This is a genomic window from Bradyrhizobium sp. IC4060, from assembly GCF_020193715.1.
In the GTDB taxonomy this organism is placed as follows: Bacteria; Pseudomonadota; Alphaproteobacteria; order Rhizobiales; family Xanthobacteraceae; genus Bradyrhizobium; species Bradyrhizobium yuanmingense.
On the sequence record NZ_JADYVJ010000002.1, the window covers coordinates 683,986 to 698,038 of the forward strand.

Consider the following 14,053-nt stretch of genomic DNA (forward strand, 5'->3'; position numbering starts at 1 on the left):
GCGTTGCCGGGTAATCATCGGGATTGTCGTGATGTCGAAATTGTCGATCGTCTTCAAGCTGCTGACCGTGCTGTCGGTCCTCGTGCTCTCACTCGCCGGCGTCGGCGTGATGGCGATCGGCACGATGCAGAACATCAACGCCCATACGGTCGAGATCGCGCAGGGCTGGTTGCCGAGCGTGCGTGCGCTCGGCTCGATGCGTGCTGACATCAACGAGCTCCGCGTCGCGCTGCGTCTGCACCTGATGCAGGATACTGCCGAAGGCAAGGAGGCTGCCGAGAAGCGCCTGGCAGGTTTGCGCGAACGGATCGAGAAGACCCGCAAGATCTACGAGCCGCTGATCACGCGCGCAGAGGAGCGCTCGCTCTACGAGCAATGGACCAAGGCCTGGGCCGAGTACCTGAACGGCGTGCAGGATGTAATGGCGCTGTCGCGCAAGAGTGTCGGCCGGTTCCCGACCGATGCCAACGAGATGTTGCAGACCAAGGTCGCGAAGATGGCTCAGGCCGCCGATCCGCTGCTCCAGAAGGGCATCGAAATGAACAATCAGGGCGCCGAGCTGGAGACGAAGCAGGCCGCCGACAGCTACGCTACGATCTTCCGTGTGCTGGTCGGGATCATCGTGGCCTCCGTCGTGATCGCGATCGGCGCCGCCTACTATCTCGTGCGCGACGTCTCGCGTGGCATCGCTTCGATCATCCGCCCGATGCAGTCGCTCGGCGAGGGCGACCTTGCGGTGGAGGTGCCGCATCGCGGCGAGAAGACCGAGATCGGCTCGATGGCGGATGCGCTCCAGATCTTCAAGGAGGCGCTGATCGCCAAGAAGGCGGCCGACGCTGCGGCGGCGCGCGACGCCGAGGCCAAGATCGAACGCGGCCGACGTGTCGATGCCATCACCCGCAATTTCGAGGTCATGATTGGGGAGGTCGTCGAGACCGTGTCGTCGGCCTCGACCGAGCTCGAGGCCTCCGCGGCGACGCTGAGCGGCACCGCGCAGCGCGGCCAGGAACTCGCAACCGTCGTTGCGGCGGCGTCGGAAGAAGCTTCCACCAACGTCCAGGCGGTGGCCTCGGCCTCCGAGGAGCTGTCGTCCTCTATCACCGAGATCAGCCGCCGCGTGCAGGATTCGGCGCGGATGGCAGCGGAAGCGGTCGAGCAGGCGGCGCGGACCAACGAGCGCGTCAACGCGCTGTCGCAGGCGGCCGCCCGCATCGGCGACGTCGTCGAGCTCATCAACACCATCGCGGGCCAGACCAATCTGCTCGCGCTGAACGCGACCATCGAGGCGGCGCGCGCGGGCGAAGCCGGCCGCGGCTTTGCCGTCGTCGCCTCCGAGGTCAAGGCACTGGCCGAGCAGACCGCGAAAGCGACCGGCGAAATCGGGGCGCAGGTCTCGGGCATCCAGGCGGCGACGCAAGAATCCGTCAACGCCATCCAGGAGATCGGCGGCACCATCGAGCGGCTGTCCGAGGTGTCGGCCGCGATCGCCGCCGCCGTCGAGGAGCAGGGCGCGGCCACGCAGGAGATTTCGCGCAACGTTCAGCAGGCCTCGCTCGGCACGCAGGAAGTGTCGTCCAACATCACCAACGTGCAGCGCGGTGCGATCGAGACCGGCTCGGCCTCGAGTGAAGTGCTGTCGGCGGCGAAGTCGCTGGCGACCGACAGCACCCGCCTGAAGGTCGAGGTCGCGCAGTTCCTGGAATCGGTCCGCGCGGCGTAGAGGCACCCGCTCGATCGTTGTTGACCTCTCCCCGCTGGGGAGAGGTGGAGTGCCCGCCCGACGATCCAGTCTAGCTGCCCGTCTGCGGCGCAGCCGGCGGCGGTGCGATCTGCCGCCGGAACAGGATACGCTGGTAGAGCCAGCCGATCGCGACCAGCACGACGCCGAGGCACATGAACGAGAGCGCCCGATAGACGCCGGTCAGCGTCCACACGTCGACGGCGAAGGCCTTGAAGATCGTCAGCGCGATGACGGCAGCGGACGCCAGCCGCGCACGCTCCGAATTGACCAGGATGCCGACGCCGAGCAGCGCCACGCCAAAAGCGAGCCAGCCGATCGAATAGGTATATTGCTCGGCGCTCGTGGTGCCACCGTAGAGCAGGACCGGGCCGTGATAGAAGCGGCGGATCTCCAGCGTCACATAGGTGAGCGCGAACACCAGGGCGCCACCCGCAATCGTGTTTGCATATGCGACACTGCGGTGTCCCGCCACTGCGTAGGAGAGCAGCAGCATCAGCACGGCCGGCAACGCATAGCCGAGCAGCAGCAGATTGAACACGAGGCTGCCGACATTGACGCTGGAGAGCAGCATCGGGTTCTCCAGGATCAGGAGGCCAAACACGCTGATGAGGCCGGCGATCGCCGTCAGCACGACCGCGCCGACATTGTGCACGATGCTGTGGCTGCGCAGCCGCAGGCGCTCCAGGCCGATTGCCATGGCTAGCATGACACAGACTTGCAGCGCGAACTCGAGCAGCGAGGGCGGTGAGGTCATGCGGCCGCCGGTCGCAAAGTGCCGGATCTCCATGAAGGCGAGCAGCGCGGTGAACAGGATCGCCGCCGTCTCGACCACGCGCAGCGGCGGATCGTCGGCGCGGCGGCGCAGGAAGATGCTCGCGCCCCAGAACGAGGCGGCCGGCAGGCCATAGCCCCACAACAGCCAGTTGAAGATCGGCGTGGTGCCGACGGCATCGCCGACGATGCTCGGATCATAGACGATGCGCGCGGTGACGATCGCAGCGAAGACGGCAGCCAGCCGGCGCAGCACCGGAATCGGCCGCTGCAACGAGATCCAGGCGGTGCCGAGTGACATCAGCGCGAGCGCAATGGTGAGCCAGCCCTTCTCCAGGGCGAAGGTCAGCGCCAGCGCCAGCGCGCCGAGCGTACCGGTCGCGAACAGCGCGACCGAGGTTGCAACGCCGGGCCGTTCTTCGCGGCGCATCAGCGCTTCGGTCGCGGCGCCAAAGGCCGCAGCGAGCAGCACGGCGAGGATCGCAAACGGGATCGAGCGGTCGAGATGGGCAATGCGCGCATAGAGCGCAACCAGGATGGCGATCGGCGTCGCGACGCCCGCCGCCGACCACACCACGGGAATGATCACCGAGTTCGAGCGGCCTTGCGCGAAAAAGCCCGTGACGCCGAAACCGGCGGCGAAGATCGCGGCCGTCACCAGATGCAGCGTCACCGCGCTATCAATCGCGACCGGGCCGACGCCGGGCATCGGGCCGCCCGGCAGCACCAGCATATCGGGGTTGGCGCGCACCGCCCATTCGGCGAACACGATGAACACGGCCGCCGCGGCCGCGCCTAGCGCGCCGGTCGCCGCCGGTGCGCGCCAGGCAACGAACAGCGTGCCGCCGACGAGGAGCGTGAAGGCGATCAGCGCGAGATCCGCATGCGCGCTCGACAGCACGACCAGCATCGCGCCGAACAAATAGGCGCCAAGCGCGCCCGATGAGACCGGCTCGATCTCGCCGTCCTCCATGCTGGGCCCGAACATGAAGCCGCAGACGACGAGCAGTGCGGCGAGCACGAAGCCGGCGATGGCATGGAAGGCGTGCGGCGCGACCTGCACCTGTTCGGTATCGAGACCCGGGAAGATCCAGAGCACCGCGAAGGCAATGGTCGTGACCGCAAGCCAGCGCCATAGCCTGATGCGGGCGAGCCCGAAACTCGCGGCCGTCACGACCGCAAGATAGATGTAGAGCGCCCAATAATCCGGCTTGCCGGAGGAGACGAGGATCGGCGTCACGAAGGCGCCGACGACGCCGAGCCCGGCGAGCGCAGGGCCGTGCAGGAGCGCTGCGGCCAGCGTGCCCATCGCAACGATGCCGAGCAGCACGAAGGCCGTCGCAGGCACGAGGAAGTCGTAGAGTGCGTACGCCGCGTAGATGGTCGCGAACGCCACCGCCGTGCCGGCCGCGGTGAGGATCGCGGGAATGTTGGCGATAGGCAGCGCCGCGATGCTTGAGATGCTCTCCTTGCGCCGCGTCCATTCGCCGGCGCCAAGCAGCGCAGCGGCGAACAGGCCGCCGAGGAACACGCGCACGCCGGGGCCGAGCAGACCGGCCTCGATCGAATAGCGCACCATGAAGAAGCCGCCGAGCGCGAGCGCAAGCCCGCCGATCCACACCACCCAGCGGGTGCCGAGCCGCTCCTCGAAGCCGGGTGCTGCCTCCGGCACCGGAGGGGGCGCAGCGGCGCCCGTGCTCGGCTCGAGCGGGGGCGGCGAAATCTCTTCGGTGACGAGCGGAGGCGGCGTCGTTTCGGCTTCCGGGGCCAGCGGCGGCGGCTCTGCGGCTGCAGTCGTCGCGGGGGCTTCGGCCTGCGCCGGCATCAGCGGGGGCGGCTGCACCGTCCGCTGCGCGTAAAGCATATCTTCGAGCGAACTGATCCGGCGGCGCAACTCGGTCGCCTGGCTGGACGCCTTGATCGCGATCAGGAAGGCGATGATCGCAATGATCAGCGCAAAGACGTCAAACGGGCCGTCGAACATGAAGCCTCCAGGCAATCGGCGGGCAGGGGCCGATACCACTGATATCAGGATCTTAATTTCTTGAGCATGATCTTACTGGAAAACCGCAACGCACTTTTCCGGATCATGCTCTAGCGCCGGGAGCGAACGCGCAAGCCCGGCGCGGGCCGCTCCTGGAGCACCTCGCGGCGGAAGCGGTAGAGCGCTGCCGGCCGTCCGCCCGTCTGTGTCGACATCACCCCGGTCGGTTCGACCAGGGCTTCCATCTCGACCAGGCGGCGGAAATTCTGCTTGTGCAGGTGCCGGCCGGAGATCGCTTCCACCGTGTGCTGCAGTTCAGTGAGTGTGAATTCGGTCGGCAAAAGTTCAAAGACTACAGGACGATACTTCAGCTTTGCGCGCAGCCGCGCGATTGCCGTGGCGAGAATCCGGCGGTGGTCGAACCGCATCGAGGTCCCGAGCGGGGGAAGCGTCTTGCGCGCCAATGCCGCAGGACGGCCATCGCGGCGGGCCTCCTCGATCAGCCCGGCCTCGTAGAGCAGCTCGTAGCGGTCGAGCACGCGCTCCTCGTCCCAGGGTGCGCCGTCGAGACCGAAATAGAACCGCACGCGATCCTTCCGCGGCAGTGCGCGAATCGTCTCCGCCGTCTCCTCCTCGGCCCATTCGGTCAGTGCAGGGATGATGTCGCGGGCGATGATCGCCGGCGGCTGGTCGCGCCAGTCTTCCCAGGGGAAGAAGCGATACCAGGGCGCGAAGCTCGCCGCGTTTGTCGCGAGCTCGCCGCCCGCCGGGCGCGTCAGCGCGAGATAGCCGATCGAAACGATGTGGGCGCCGGTGTCGCCGGCCTCGGCATGACGGCCGCGATCGCCGAACGTGTAAAGCTGCTCGACATAGCCGAGCCGCAGCCCCGCCTGTTGCTCGACCCAAGCGCGCAGGCCGATCTCGAACGTGCGATGGCTCACCGCGTCGAACGGGCCGAACGGCAGGCCGGCAAGCCCGTCGCTGCTATGCGCAGTGAGGATCAACGGCTCGTGGTTCTCGATCGCGACGATAGCGGCGGTGAGGCCGATTTCGATTGGCGTCAGCTGCGTGTCGCTCATGTGATGACGATCGCAGGTGTTGCGGAAAGAATATCTTCGTTGGTTGAACAGATCTCGCCGCGGGCTCGCTGTAACCTCGCCCGCTTGCGGGAGAGGTCGGCGCGTAGCGCCGGGTGAGGGCTTTCTCCTCTAGGGGGTTGTCCCAATGCGGAGAAACCCTCTCCCGCAAGCGGGAGAGGGGGTGCAGTCCCGTCGCAGCTGCTATTCGACTCCCGCCTCATTCGAGCTCGATCGCGAAGGGGCGGCCTTCCACCATCATCGCGCCGGGGCCCATCTCGTCGAGCGCGCGCAGCATGCGGCCGTTGCGTCCGAGCGCATGATCGGCGAGGCTGACGATGCGACGGTTCGGCGAGGCGATCGGCGAGGCCGCGCGAATCTTCCTGGCGATCTCGATCTCGTCGCGATTCGGATTAAGCGCGCAAACGGCCGCGAACGCGCTGGCGGTGGAGCGGCTGATCCCGGCATAGCAATGCACCACCAGCGGGGCGCTGCGGTCCCAGCCGCGCACGAAGTTGAGCACCTGCTCGATATGCGTCTCCGACGGCGCGACGAAGCCGTCCATCTCCTCGGTGATGTCGTCCATCGACACTTTGAGATGGTTGGCCGGGAGCACCGACACGGGACGCGCGACCTGCTCGACATTGGCCATCACGGTCAGCACGTGGCTGGCCTTGGTGAGGCGGACGGTTTCGGGAAGCGCGGCGAGGGAACAGACGTGGATCATGGCGAACCTTTTTTCGCCCGATTATAGCGAGCGCTCGTAGGGTGGGCAAAGGCGCATCGCGCCGTGCCCACCATTTCGCAATTGCGCGCATGTCGCTTGGTTCGGTGGGCACGCTTCGCTTTGCCCACCCTACGAAGGAATAATGCTACGCAAACACGGCGCCAAACCGCTCCAGAAACTGCTTCTCGGCCCGCGCCGCGGTCCAGGGCGTCAGATAGTCGCGTCGGACGCTGTCGGAGAGACCCGGATCCTTGCCGAACAGGCGCCGCGCTTCGCTTGCGCTGAAGCCGGCGAGCTCGGTCGCCTCGAGATAGGCCGCGCCGCGATCGGCGGCCTTGATGGCCTGCGTGATGTCATCTGGCAATACCGGCGGCAAACCGAAGCGGATATGGATGGCACCGAGCAGCCGCTTCTCGACGGCCTTGTAATGACCGTCGAGCACGGCCTTGAACGGCGAGATCATGTCGCCGATCACATATTCCGGCGCATCATGCAGCAGGGCCGCGAGCCGCACGCGCTGGTCGACGCGGGGTATCTCATGCCGCAGCACGGTCTCTACCAGCAACGTATGCTGCGCGACCGAAAAGATGTGCGCGCCGAGGGTCTGTCCGTTCCAGCGCGCCACCCGCGCCAGCCCGTGCGCGATGTCGCCGATTTCGATGTCGAGCGGGGAAGGATCGAGCAGGTCGAGCCGCCGGCCCGACAGCATGCGCTGCCAGGCGCGGACCTCTTCGTTGCGCGCTGCCTTCTTCGCCGTCATTTGGCCTTGAGGCGCAGCTTGCGCTGGGTCTTGCTGCAGGTCGCATGACAGTGGCAGTCGACCAGGTGGTCGTTGACCATGCCGGTCGCCTGCATGAAGGCATAGACGATGGTCGGGCCGACGAATTTGAAGCCGCGCGAGGACAGCTCCTTGGAGATCTGCACCGAGAGCGGCGTCGAGGCCGGCACGCTTCCCGTGGTCTTGAACTGGTTGACCTTGGGCCGTCCGTCCATGAAGTCCCACAGCAGCTTCGAGAAGCCCGGGCCCTTCTCCATGATGTCGAGATAGGACTTTGCGCTTAGGATCGCGCCTTCGATCTTGGCCTTGTTGCGCACGATGCCGGCATCGTTCATCAGCGCGTGAACCTTCTTGGGCGTGTAACGCGCGATCTTCTCCGGCTGGAAATCGTCGAAGGCTTTGCGGAAATTGTCGCGCTTGCGCAGGATCGTGATCCAGGACAGGCCGGCCTGGAAGCCGTCCAGCATCAGCTTCTCGTACAGCGCGCGGTCGTCGTATTCCGGCACGCCCCATTCGGTGTCGTGATAGGCGACATAAAGCGGATCTTCGCCCGGCCAGGGGCAGCGGGTCAGACCATCGGGATGCAAGCGGGCAGCGCGGCTCATGCGATCGGCTGCTTGGCTGGAATGCGAACGACGTCTGGTTCAGCGAGTGTCAAAGCCAGCCCCCCAGCGGTGAGCGGCTGGCCTGCATCGAGTGCATCGGCGACACGATCGATGCGCACCAGCGCGATGCCCTTGCCGCCGGCCGTCGAGCCGATGGTGCCGACCGGCTTGTCGCTGGCGAGAATGGTTGTGCCAGGCTCGGGCGAGGCGCCCTCGAGCAGCACCTTCACGCTGCGCGTGCGCGCGGTGCCGCGATGCTGCATACGCGAGACGACCTCCTGGCCGACATAGCAGCCCTTGTCGAAATCGACGCCGGCGAGGCGATCCATGTTGGTCTCATGCGGGAACGCATCGCTGTACATGAAATCGAGCCCGCCGCGCGGCACGCCGAGCGCGATGCGGTGCGCCTCGTAGGCCGCCGCATCGACCAGCTCGGCGCCGATGAGATCGGACAGTTTCTGCTTGAGATCTTCCGGGATCAGGATGCGGGTGCCGAGCCCCTCAGCCCGCGGATCGGCAAAGGCAAGGTCGGGCTGCGTCGCCGGCTCGCCGTCCCAGGCCGCGAGCACGCCGAGGTCGAGCTTGTCCACGGTGACCTTGGCGCGCAACTTGTAGAAATTCAGCTTGGTGGCGAGGGTGTCCGCCAGCGCCTTCGGGCAGTCGATCAGGAACCCACCGCCATGACCCGCGGGCGCTTCCGTGATCAGGAAATCCACGATGATCTTGCCCTGCGGCGTCAGCAATGCGCCGAATCGCCCCAGACCAGGTTTCAGCCTGTCCAGGTCGGTGGTGACGAGGCCATTGAGGAAGTTGCGCGCATCCTCACCCGCGACTTTGATCACGCCCCGATCGGGAAGAAACGCCGATTTCATGCGAAAATCTCTTGCGACATGTTGCTCCGGAACGTAAGCCCGCAACGCATAAACGACAAGACCTCGAGCCCTGCGCCCCCGAGGATGAGAGAGGCCCCATGACCCAGCGTTTCGATCTGATCCTGAAGGGTGGCACCGTCGTCAACCAGGACGGCGAGGGCGTGCGCGATATCGGCATCACGGGCGGTCGCATCGCCGAGCTCGGTCCGCTGTCGCAAGGTTCGGCCGCCGAGGTGATCGACTGCAAGGGCCTGCACATCCTGCCCGGCGTGATGGACACGCAGGTGCATTTCCGCGAGCCCGGGCTGACGCACAAGGAAGACCTCGAGACCGGCTCGCGCAGCGCCGTGATGGGCGGCGTCACCGCCGTGTTCGAGATGCCCAACACCTCGCCGCTGACCGTGACGGAGGCCGAATTCACCGACAAGGTGAAGCGGGCCCATCACCGCATGCATTGCGATTTCGCCTTCTTCATCGGCGGCACGCGCGAGAACGTGCGGGACCTGCCGGTGCTGGAGCGCGCACCCGGCTGCGCCGGCGTCAAGGTGTTCATCGGCTCGTCCACCGGTGCGCTGCTGGTCGAGGACGACGAGAGCCTGCGCCGCATCTTCCAGGTGATCCGCCGCCGGGCCGCCTTCCACGCCGAGGACGAATACCGCCTCAACGAGCGCAAATCGCTGCGCATCGAGGGCGATGCGCGCTCGCATCCGGTCTGGCGCGACGAGACCGCCGCGCTGATGGCGACGCAGCGCCTGGTCAAGCTCGCGCACGAGACCGGCAAGCGCATCCACGTGCTGCACATCTCGACCAAGGAGGAGATCGAGTTCCTGCGCGACCATAAGGATGTCGCCTCCTGCGAGGCGACGCCGCACCATCTCACCCTGGTCGCCCCGGAATGCTACGAGCGGCTCGGCACCCTGGCGCAGATGAACCCGCCGGTGCGCGGCGCCGATCATCGCGCCGGCATCTGGCGCGGCATCGAGCAGGGCATCATCGACGTGCTCGGCTCCGACCACGCTCCGCATACGCTGGAGGAGAAGCAGAAGACCTATCCGGCTTCGCCCTCGGGCATGACCGGCGTGCAGACGCTGGTGCCTGTGATGCTCGATCACGTCAATGCGGGCCGGCTCTCGCTGGCACGTTTCGTCGACCTCACCAGTGCCGGTCCCGCGCGCCTCTACAACATGGCCTGCAAGGGCCGGATCGCCGCCGGCTACGATGCCGACTTCACCATCGTCGATCTCAAGCGCAGCGAGACCATTACCAACAAATGGGTGGCGTCCAAGGCCGGCTGGACGCCCTATGACGGCGTTCGCGTCACCGGCTGGCCGGTCGGCACCTTTATCCGCGGCCGTCGCGTGATGTGGCAGGGCGAGCTGGTGACGGCCGCGCAGGGCGAGCCGGTGCGGTTCCTGGAGACGCTGAAGCAGTAGAGTGATGTGGGGGACGCACGGGGCTTCCACCGTCATTGCGAGCGCAGCGAAGCAATCCAGTCTGTCGCTGCGGAAAGACTCTGGATTGCTTCGCTGCGCTCGCAATGACGAGAGGAGCGGTCTACACTTCCTCTCGAACGGGAGTGCAGCCTGATGTCCCAACCCGCCGCCCTCATCACCACCGAGCAGCTCGCCGCCATGCTCGGCGATCCCAACCTTCGCCTCTACGACTGCACGACCTATCTTGAGCCCGCGCCGGAAGGCAGCGCCGTGCCTTATCGCGCCGTGCCCGGCGACAAGACGTTCGCGGCGGGCCACATCCCGGGCGCCGATTTCCTCGACCTGCAAGGCGAGTTCTCGGATACCTCGTCGCAACACTTCTTCATGATGCCCGATCTCGCCCAGCTGGAGGCCTCCTTCGGCCGCCACGGCCTCAATGCGGGCAAACCAATCGTGCTCTACAGCATCGGCACAATGATGTGGGCAACACGGTTCTGGTGGATGTTGCGCGCGCTCGGCGTCGATGCCCACGTGCTCGACGGCGGCTTCGACAAATGGCAGCAGGAGGGACGGCCGACCGAGACGGGCGCACCGAAAGGCTATCCGGTGACGGCCTTCAAGGCGGCGCCGCGCCCAGGCTGCTTCGTCGACAAGGAAGCCGTGCTGGCGCGGATCGGCGATCCCGCGACCATCATCGTCAACGCGCTCGGGCCGCAGTTTCACCGCGGCCTCGAGCCGAGCCGCTATGGCCGGCCGGGCCGCGTTCCCGGCAGCGTCAACGTTCCCGCAGCCACACTCGTGAACGCCGACAAGACGGTGACGAATCTTGCGGATGCGCAAGCGAAGTTCGCCGCCCAGGGCGTCACGCGCGAAAAGAACGTAATTCTTTATTGCGGCGGCGGCATCTCGGCGACGATCGACCTCCTGCTGCTGACGCAGCTCGGCTACGACAAGCTGACGCTCTACGACGCTTCGATCGGCGAATGGGCGAGGGATCCGGCGCTGCCGATCGAGACGGACTGAGGCGCGCGTTCCCGGGTCGGTCGGGAACATCTCCCGGTCATCGCGAGACTAATGCTTGTCCGCCGGCAACGGCTTCCATGCGATAAGAGCGGCAGACTTTCGCGACAACTTTCGCAGAGTCATTCATCCGTCAACTGGCCCCGCCCGCGTGGCGGGGTCATTTTCGGGACGGCTTACTGCCTGCAGATGCCGACCGAGAATTCGCCGTTGCGAATGCGGCCGGGAAAGCCCTCGACGAACTTTGCCACTGCGTCCTCGCCATAGGTGCCGACGAGCTCGGCGAGGGCTGCGAACAGGCTCGCCTGCGCCAGGCAGTCGCCGTCGACGCCGTCATGACGCGCCTCGGCCCAGGCCTCGTTGAGATAGCTCAGTGCGGCCTGTTTCTGCTCGTGATCGGGCAGCGGCGCGCGGGCGGGGGCGTAGGAAATCGGCTGGCTCATGAAACTCAGTCAGGCTGGGGCGCGATCCACGGCGATGCGCTGTGCGAGAGGTGTAGCACGGGCGTTAACGACCGCTAGGCCACATCTTTAAGAACGGTTAACGGCTGTGAACAAAGTCGATGACAGGGTTCCAGGCCCGCACATGCGTCGACCGCGCCGTCATTCCGGGGCGCGCCTCGCGCGAGCCCGGAATCCATCGGGCATCAGAGACGGTGGATGAATGGATTTCCGGGCTCTCGCGCGCGAGCCCCGGAATGACGGGGTAGCTAGTTCGCGTAGCGCGCCGTGAGATCGCGCGAGATCTTCGAGCCTTCCTCGATGTAGCGGCGGATCGCCACCATCGCGGCCGGCGTGCAGCTGCGATAGGTCTGCTGAAAACCGTTATAGCCACGGTTGAAGCCGGCGATCATGCGGGTGCGGCGCTCGCCGGAGGGGGTCTCGGCATCGATCAGCGCCTGCATCTCGTTGCGCCATTTGTTACCCTCGTTGGCCCCGCAGATGCCGCGCAGATAGTGCAGGCCGCCGAGGATCTCGGCCAGCCGCTGCAGTTCGCCGTCAAACGGCGCCGCCACGTCCTGGGCCCTCGCAGGCACGGAGGCGCAGGCGAGAATCAGGACAAAAATGGCCAGAAATCGCGACGACATCGGCGGCTGTATGCCCCCTCGGGACGGCTGGCGCAAGGCGGGCGGTCAGGCTCCAAGCAGCCGGTGAGCGGACAGGATGACCTCCTCCAGCCCCCCGGTCAGCTTGAGGTCGCCGAGGCTTGCCAGGGCGCCAGGGGCGATCCAGCGGTGATCGTCGAGCTCGTCGTTCAGCGCCGGCTCCCGGGCCGTCCAGCGCGCGGCAAAGGACATGATCAGGTAATGGCCGGCGCCGGCCGCGGCCGGCAGCACCTCGCGCCAGCCGGCGAGGCCAATGATCTCGATGCAAAGGCCGGTTTCCTCGTCGACCTCGCGGCTCAGGGCCTGATGCAGCGATTCGCCGAACTCGACCCGGCCACCCGGCAGCGAATAGAAGCCCTTGGCCGGCGAGCGGGCGCGGCGGACCAGTAGCACCTTGCCGTCGCGGAAGATCGCCGCGCTGACCGCAAGCTGGGGATGGGCAGGATGGACGATTGCGGCCAATCGCGTCACCTATCCGGATGAGTTCGCCATGATGGTGTCGACGTCGGCTTCCGCCCCGCCATTGATGATGCCGCCGCAGGCTGCGATCAGGGGCTTGACCCAAAGCGTGGCCTGCTCGGCGAGGCGGACGCGCGTCGTGTCCTTCTCGACCTCGCGCATGGCCGAGCCGACCGCGGTCAGGATCGAGGTCATGGTATCCGTCAAGTGGTCGAACTGGGCACGCACGTTGGGATCGGCTTTCTCATAGGCTTCGATCGCCAAATCCCGCGCCTTGAAATTCGACGCCGTGAAATGCTCGGCATAGGACAGCGGCGTCCAGGTCAGGAAGTCCTCGGCGCATTCCGGCATATCCGGCACCATTTCGAGCAGCATCACGGCTTCATTGAAATGGTTGAGATAGTCGGTGGCAAGCCCGGTGCGCGGATTGATGTTGGCCACGCGCAGCCGTTCGGCCCAGGCGGTCGCCTCAGGGCCCGTCTGTACATGCGTCCGCGCGGGTTGGGAGGCCGTTGAGCTCATCTGCCGCAGTGTTAACGTTCGGGGTTAAAAGGACCTGAACGGACCCTATATAGGCCTCCAAGGATGTGTGGACGCTTCGTCATAACTTCGGCCCCCGCGGCTTTGCGGCAACTGTTCGGCTATGTCGAGCAGCCGAATTTCCCGCCCCGGTACAATGTCGCGCCGACACAACCGATTCCGGTGGTGCTGCTCGAGAACGGCGCGCGCCATTTCCGTCTGATGCGCTGGGGCCTGTTGCCCGGCTGGGTCAAGGACCCCCGCGGGTTCACGCTCCTGATCAACGCCCGTTCCGAGACGGTGCTGGAGAAGCCCGCCTTCAAGAATGCGATTCGCCGCCGGCGCGGTCTGATCCCGGCCGATGGTTATTACGAATGGAAGACGGAAGCCGGCCGCAAGCAGCCCTTCTTCATCCACCGCGCCGACGGTGAGCCGCTCGGTTTTGCCGCTGTGTTCGAGACCTGGGTCGGGCCGAACGGCGAGGAACTCGACACGGTCGCGATCGTCACCGCCGGGGCAGGCGAGGATCTCGCCGCGCTGCATGACCGTGTGCCCGTCACCATCAGCCCGCGCGACTTCGAGCGCTGGCTCGACAGCAACGGCGACGAGATCGATGCAATCCTGCCGCTGATGAGGGCCCCGCGCGTCGGAGAATTCGCCTGGCACCCGGTCTCCACCCGCGTCAACCGCGTCGCCAATGACGACGAGCAGCTCGTGCTGCCGATCAGTGCGGAGGAGATCGAGGCTGAGGCCGAGGCGGCGAAGCCGAAGAAGGCGGTGCGGAAGACTGCGGCAGCGTCATCAGATGACGGGCAGGGGTCGTTGTTCTAGGTGCGGTGCCGCCACTCACTCCGCTGTCGTCCCGGACAAGCGCGCCCAAAGCGCGCGCCGATCCGGGACCCATAGCCACAGGATGAGGTTATGGCGCAAACTGTTCACCACGAGTCTTCGTCAAACGCGATC

Annotated in this window: 14 protein-coding genes; 4 read left to right on the top strand and 10 right to left on the bottom strand. The window is 66.2% G+C overall.

Annotation, left to right across the window (positions count from 1 at the left end):
* Positions 1–31 precede the first annotated feature (31 nt).
* Positions 32–1,720, top strand: a complete 1,689-nt coding sequence (locus tag I6F16_RS10035) for a methyl-accepting chemotaxis protein (protein WP_036038279.1) — start codon at positions 32–34, stop codon at positions 1,718–1,720.
* Positions 1,721–1,790: 70 nt separating this feature from the next.
* Here I6F16_RS10035 and I6F16_RS10040 read toward each other — a convergent pair whose 3' ends face one another.
* The 6 genes from I6F16_RS10040 to I6F16_RS10065 form a co-directional block, all read right to left on the bottom strand.
* Positions 1,791–4,496, bottom strand: coding sequence for a DUF2339 domain-containing protein (locus I6F16_RS10040; protein ID WP_225112590.1), 2,706 nt, complete (start codon positions 4,494–4,496; stop codon positions 1,791–1,793).
* A 110-nt stretch (positions 4,497–4,606) separates the two neighbouring features.
* Positions 4,607–5,575: an NAD regulator gene (locus I6F16_RS10045; protein ID WP_225112591.1), complete on the bottom strand. Its 969-nt coding sequence runs from the start codon at positions 5,573–5,575 to the stop codon at positions 4,607–4,609.
* 217 nt (positions 5,576–5,792) lie between these two features.
* Positions 5,793–6,299, bottom strand: coding sequence for a protein-tyrosine phosphatase family protein (locus I6F16_RS10050; protein ID WP_036038271.1), 507 nt, complete (start codon positions 6,297–6,299; stop codon positions 5,793–5,795).
* 145 nt (positions 6,300–6,444) lie between these two features.
* Entirely contained in the window at positions 6,445–7,059 is a 615-nt protein-coding gene (locus tag I6F16_RS10055; RefSeq protein ID WP_036028303.1) for an HD family hydrolase, read from the bottom strand.
* Complete coding sequence (locus I6F16_RS10060) at positions 7,056–7,682, bottom strand: DNA-3-methyladenine glycosylase I (RefSeq protein ID WP_225112592.1); 627 nt, start codon at positions 7,680–7,682, stop codon at positions 7,056–7,058. The genes I6F16_RS10055 and I6F16_RS10060 overlap by 4 nt, the downstream gene beginning before the upstream one ends.
* The gene (locus tag I6F16_RS10065; protein WP_225173653.1) at positions 7,679–8,554 is read right to left on the bottom strand and encodes a folate-binding protein; all 876 of its coding nucleotides are present in this window, start codon (positions 8,552–8,554) and stop codon (positions 7,679–7,681) included. Before I6F16_RS10065 ends, I6F16_RS10060 begins: the two co-directional genes overlap by 4 nt.
* A gap of 98 nt (positions 8,555–8,652) precedes the next feature.
* Between I6F16_RS10065 and I6F16_RS10070 the strand changes: the two genes are divergently transcribed.
* Both I6F16_RS10070 and I6F16_RS10075 read left to right on the top strand, forming a co-directional pair.
* Positions 8,653–9,987, top strand: coding sequence for a dihydroorotase (locus I6F16_RS10070; protein ID WP_225173654.1), 1,335 nt, complete (start codon positions 8,653–8,655; stop codon positions 9,985–9,987).
* A gap of 153 nt (positions 9,988–10,140) precedes the next feature.
* Positions 10,141–11,010, top strand: coding sequence for a sulfurtransferase (locus I6F16_RS10075; RefSeq protein ID WP_225173655.1), 870 nt, complete (start codon positions 10,141–10,143; stop codon positions 11,008–11,010).
* Positions 11,011–11,183: 173 nt separating this feature from the next.
* On the opposite strand, the gene I6F16_RS10080 is transcribed toward I6F16_RS10075, so the two are convergent.
* The 4 genes from I6F16_RS10080 to I6F16_RS10095 all read right to left on the bottom strand — a co-directional run bounded on the left by I6F16_RS10080 (position 11,184) and on the right by I6F16_RS10095 (position 13,093).
* The gene (locus I6F16_RS10080; protein WP_036003643.1) at positions 11,184–11,450 is read right to left on the bottom strand and encodes a hypothetical protein; all 267 of its coding nucleotides are present in this window, start codon (positions 11,448–11,450) and stop codon (positions 11,184–11,186) included.
* A gap of 266 nt (positions 11,451–11,716) precedes the next feature.
* Positions 11,717–12,094, bottom strand: a complete 378-nt coding sequence (locus I6F16_RS10085) for a TIGR02301 family protein (RefSeq protein WP_036003646.1) — start codon at positions 12,092–12,094, stop codon at positions 11,717–11,719.
* A gap of 45 nt (positions 12,095–12,139) precedes the next feature.
* On the bottom strand, positions 12,140–12,574 hold the full coding sequence (locus I6F16_RS10090; protein ID WP_036003648.1) for an NUDIX domain-containing protein: 435 nt from the start codon (positions 12,572–12,574) through the stop codon (positions 12,140–12,142).
* A 9-nt stretch (positions 12,575–12,583) separates the two neighbouring features.
* Positions 12,584–13,093, bottom strand: coding sequence for a hypothetical protein (locus tag I6F16_RS10095; protein WP_036003651.1), 510 nt, complete (start codon positions 13,091–13,093; stop codon positions 12,584–12,586).
* Between the two features lie 63 nt (positions 13,094–13,156).
* Between I6F16_RS10095 and I6F16_RS10100 the strand changes: the two genes are divergently transcribed.
* On the top strand, positions 13,157–13,921 hold the full coding sequence (locus I6F16_RS10100; RefSeq protein WP_225155384.1) for an SOS response-associated peptidase: 765 nt from the start codon (positions 13,157–13,159) through the stop codon (positions 13,919–13,921).
* Positions 13,922–14,053: the final 132 nt, after the last annotated feature.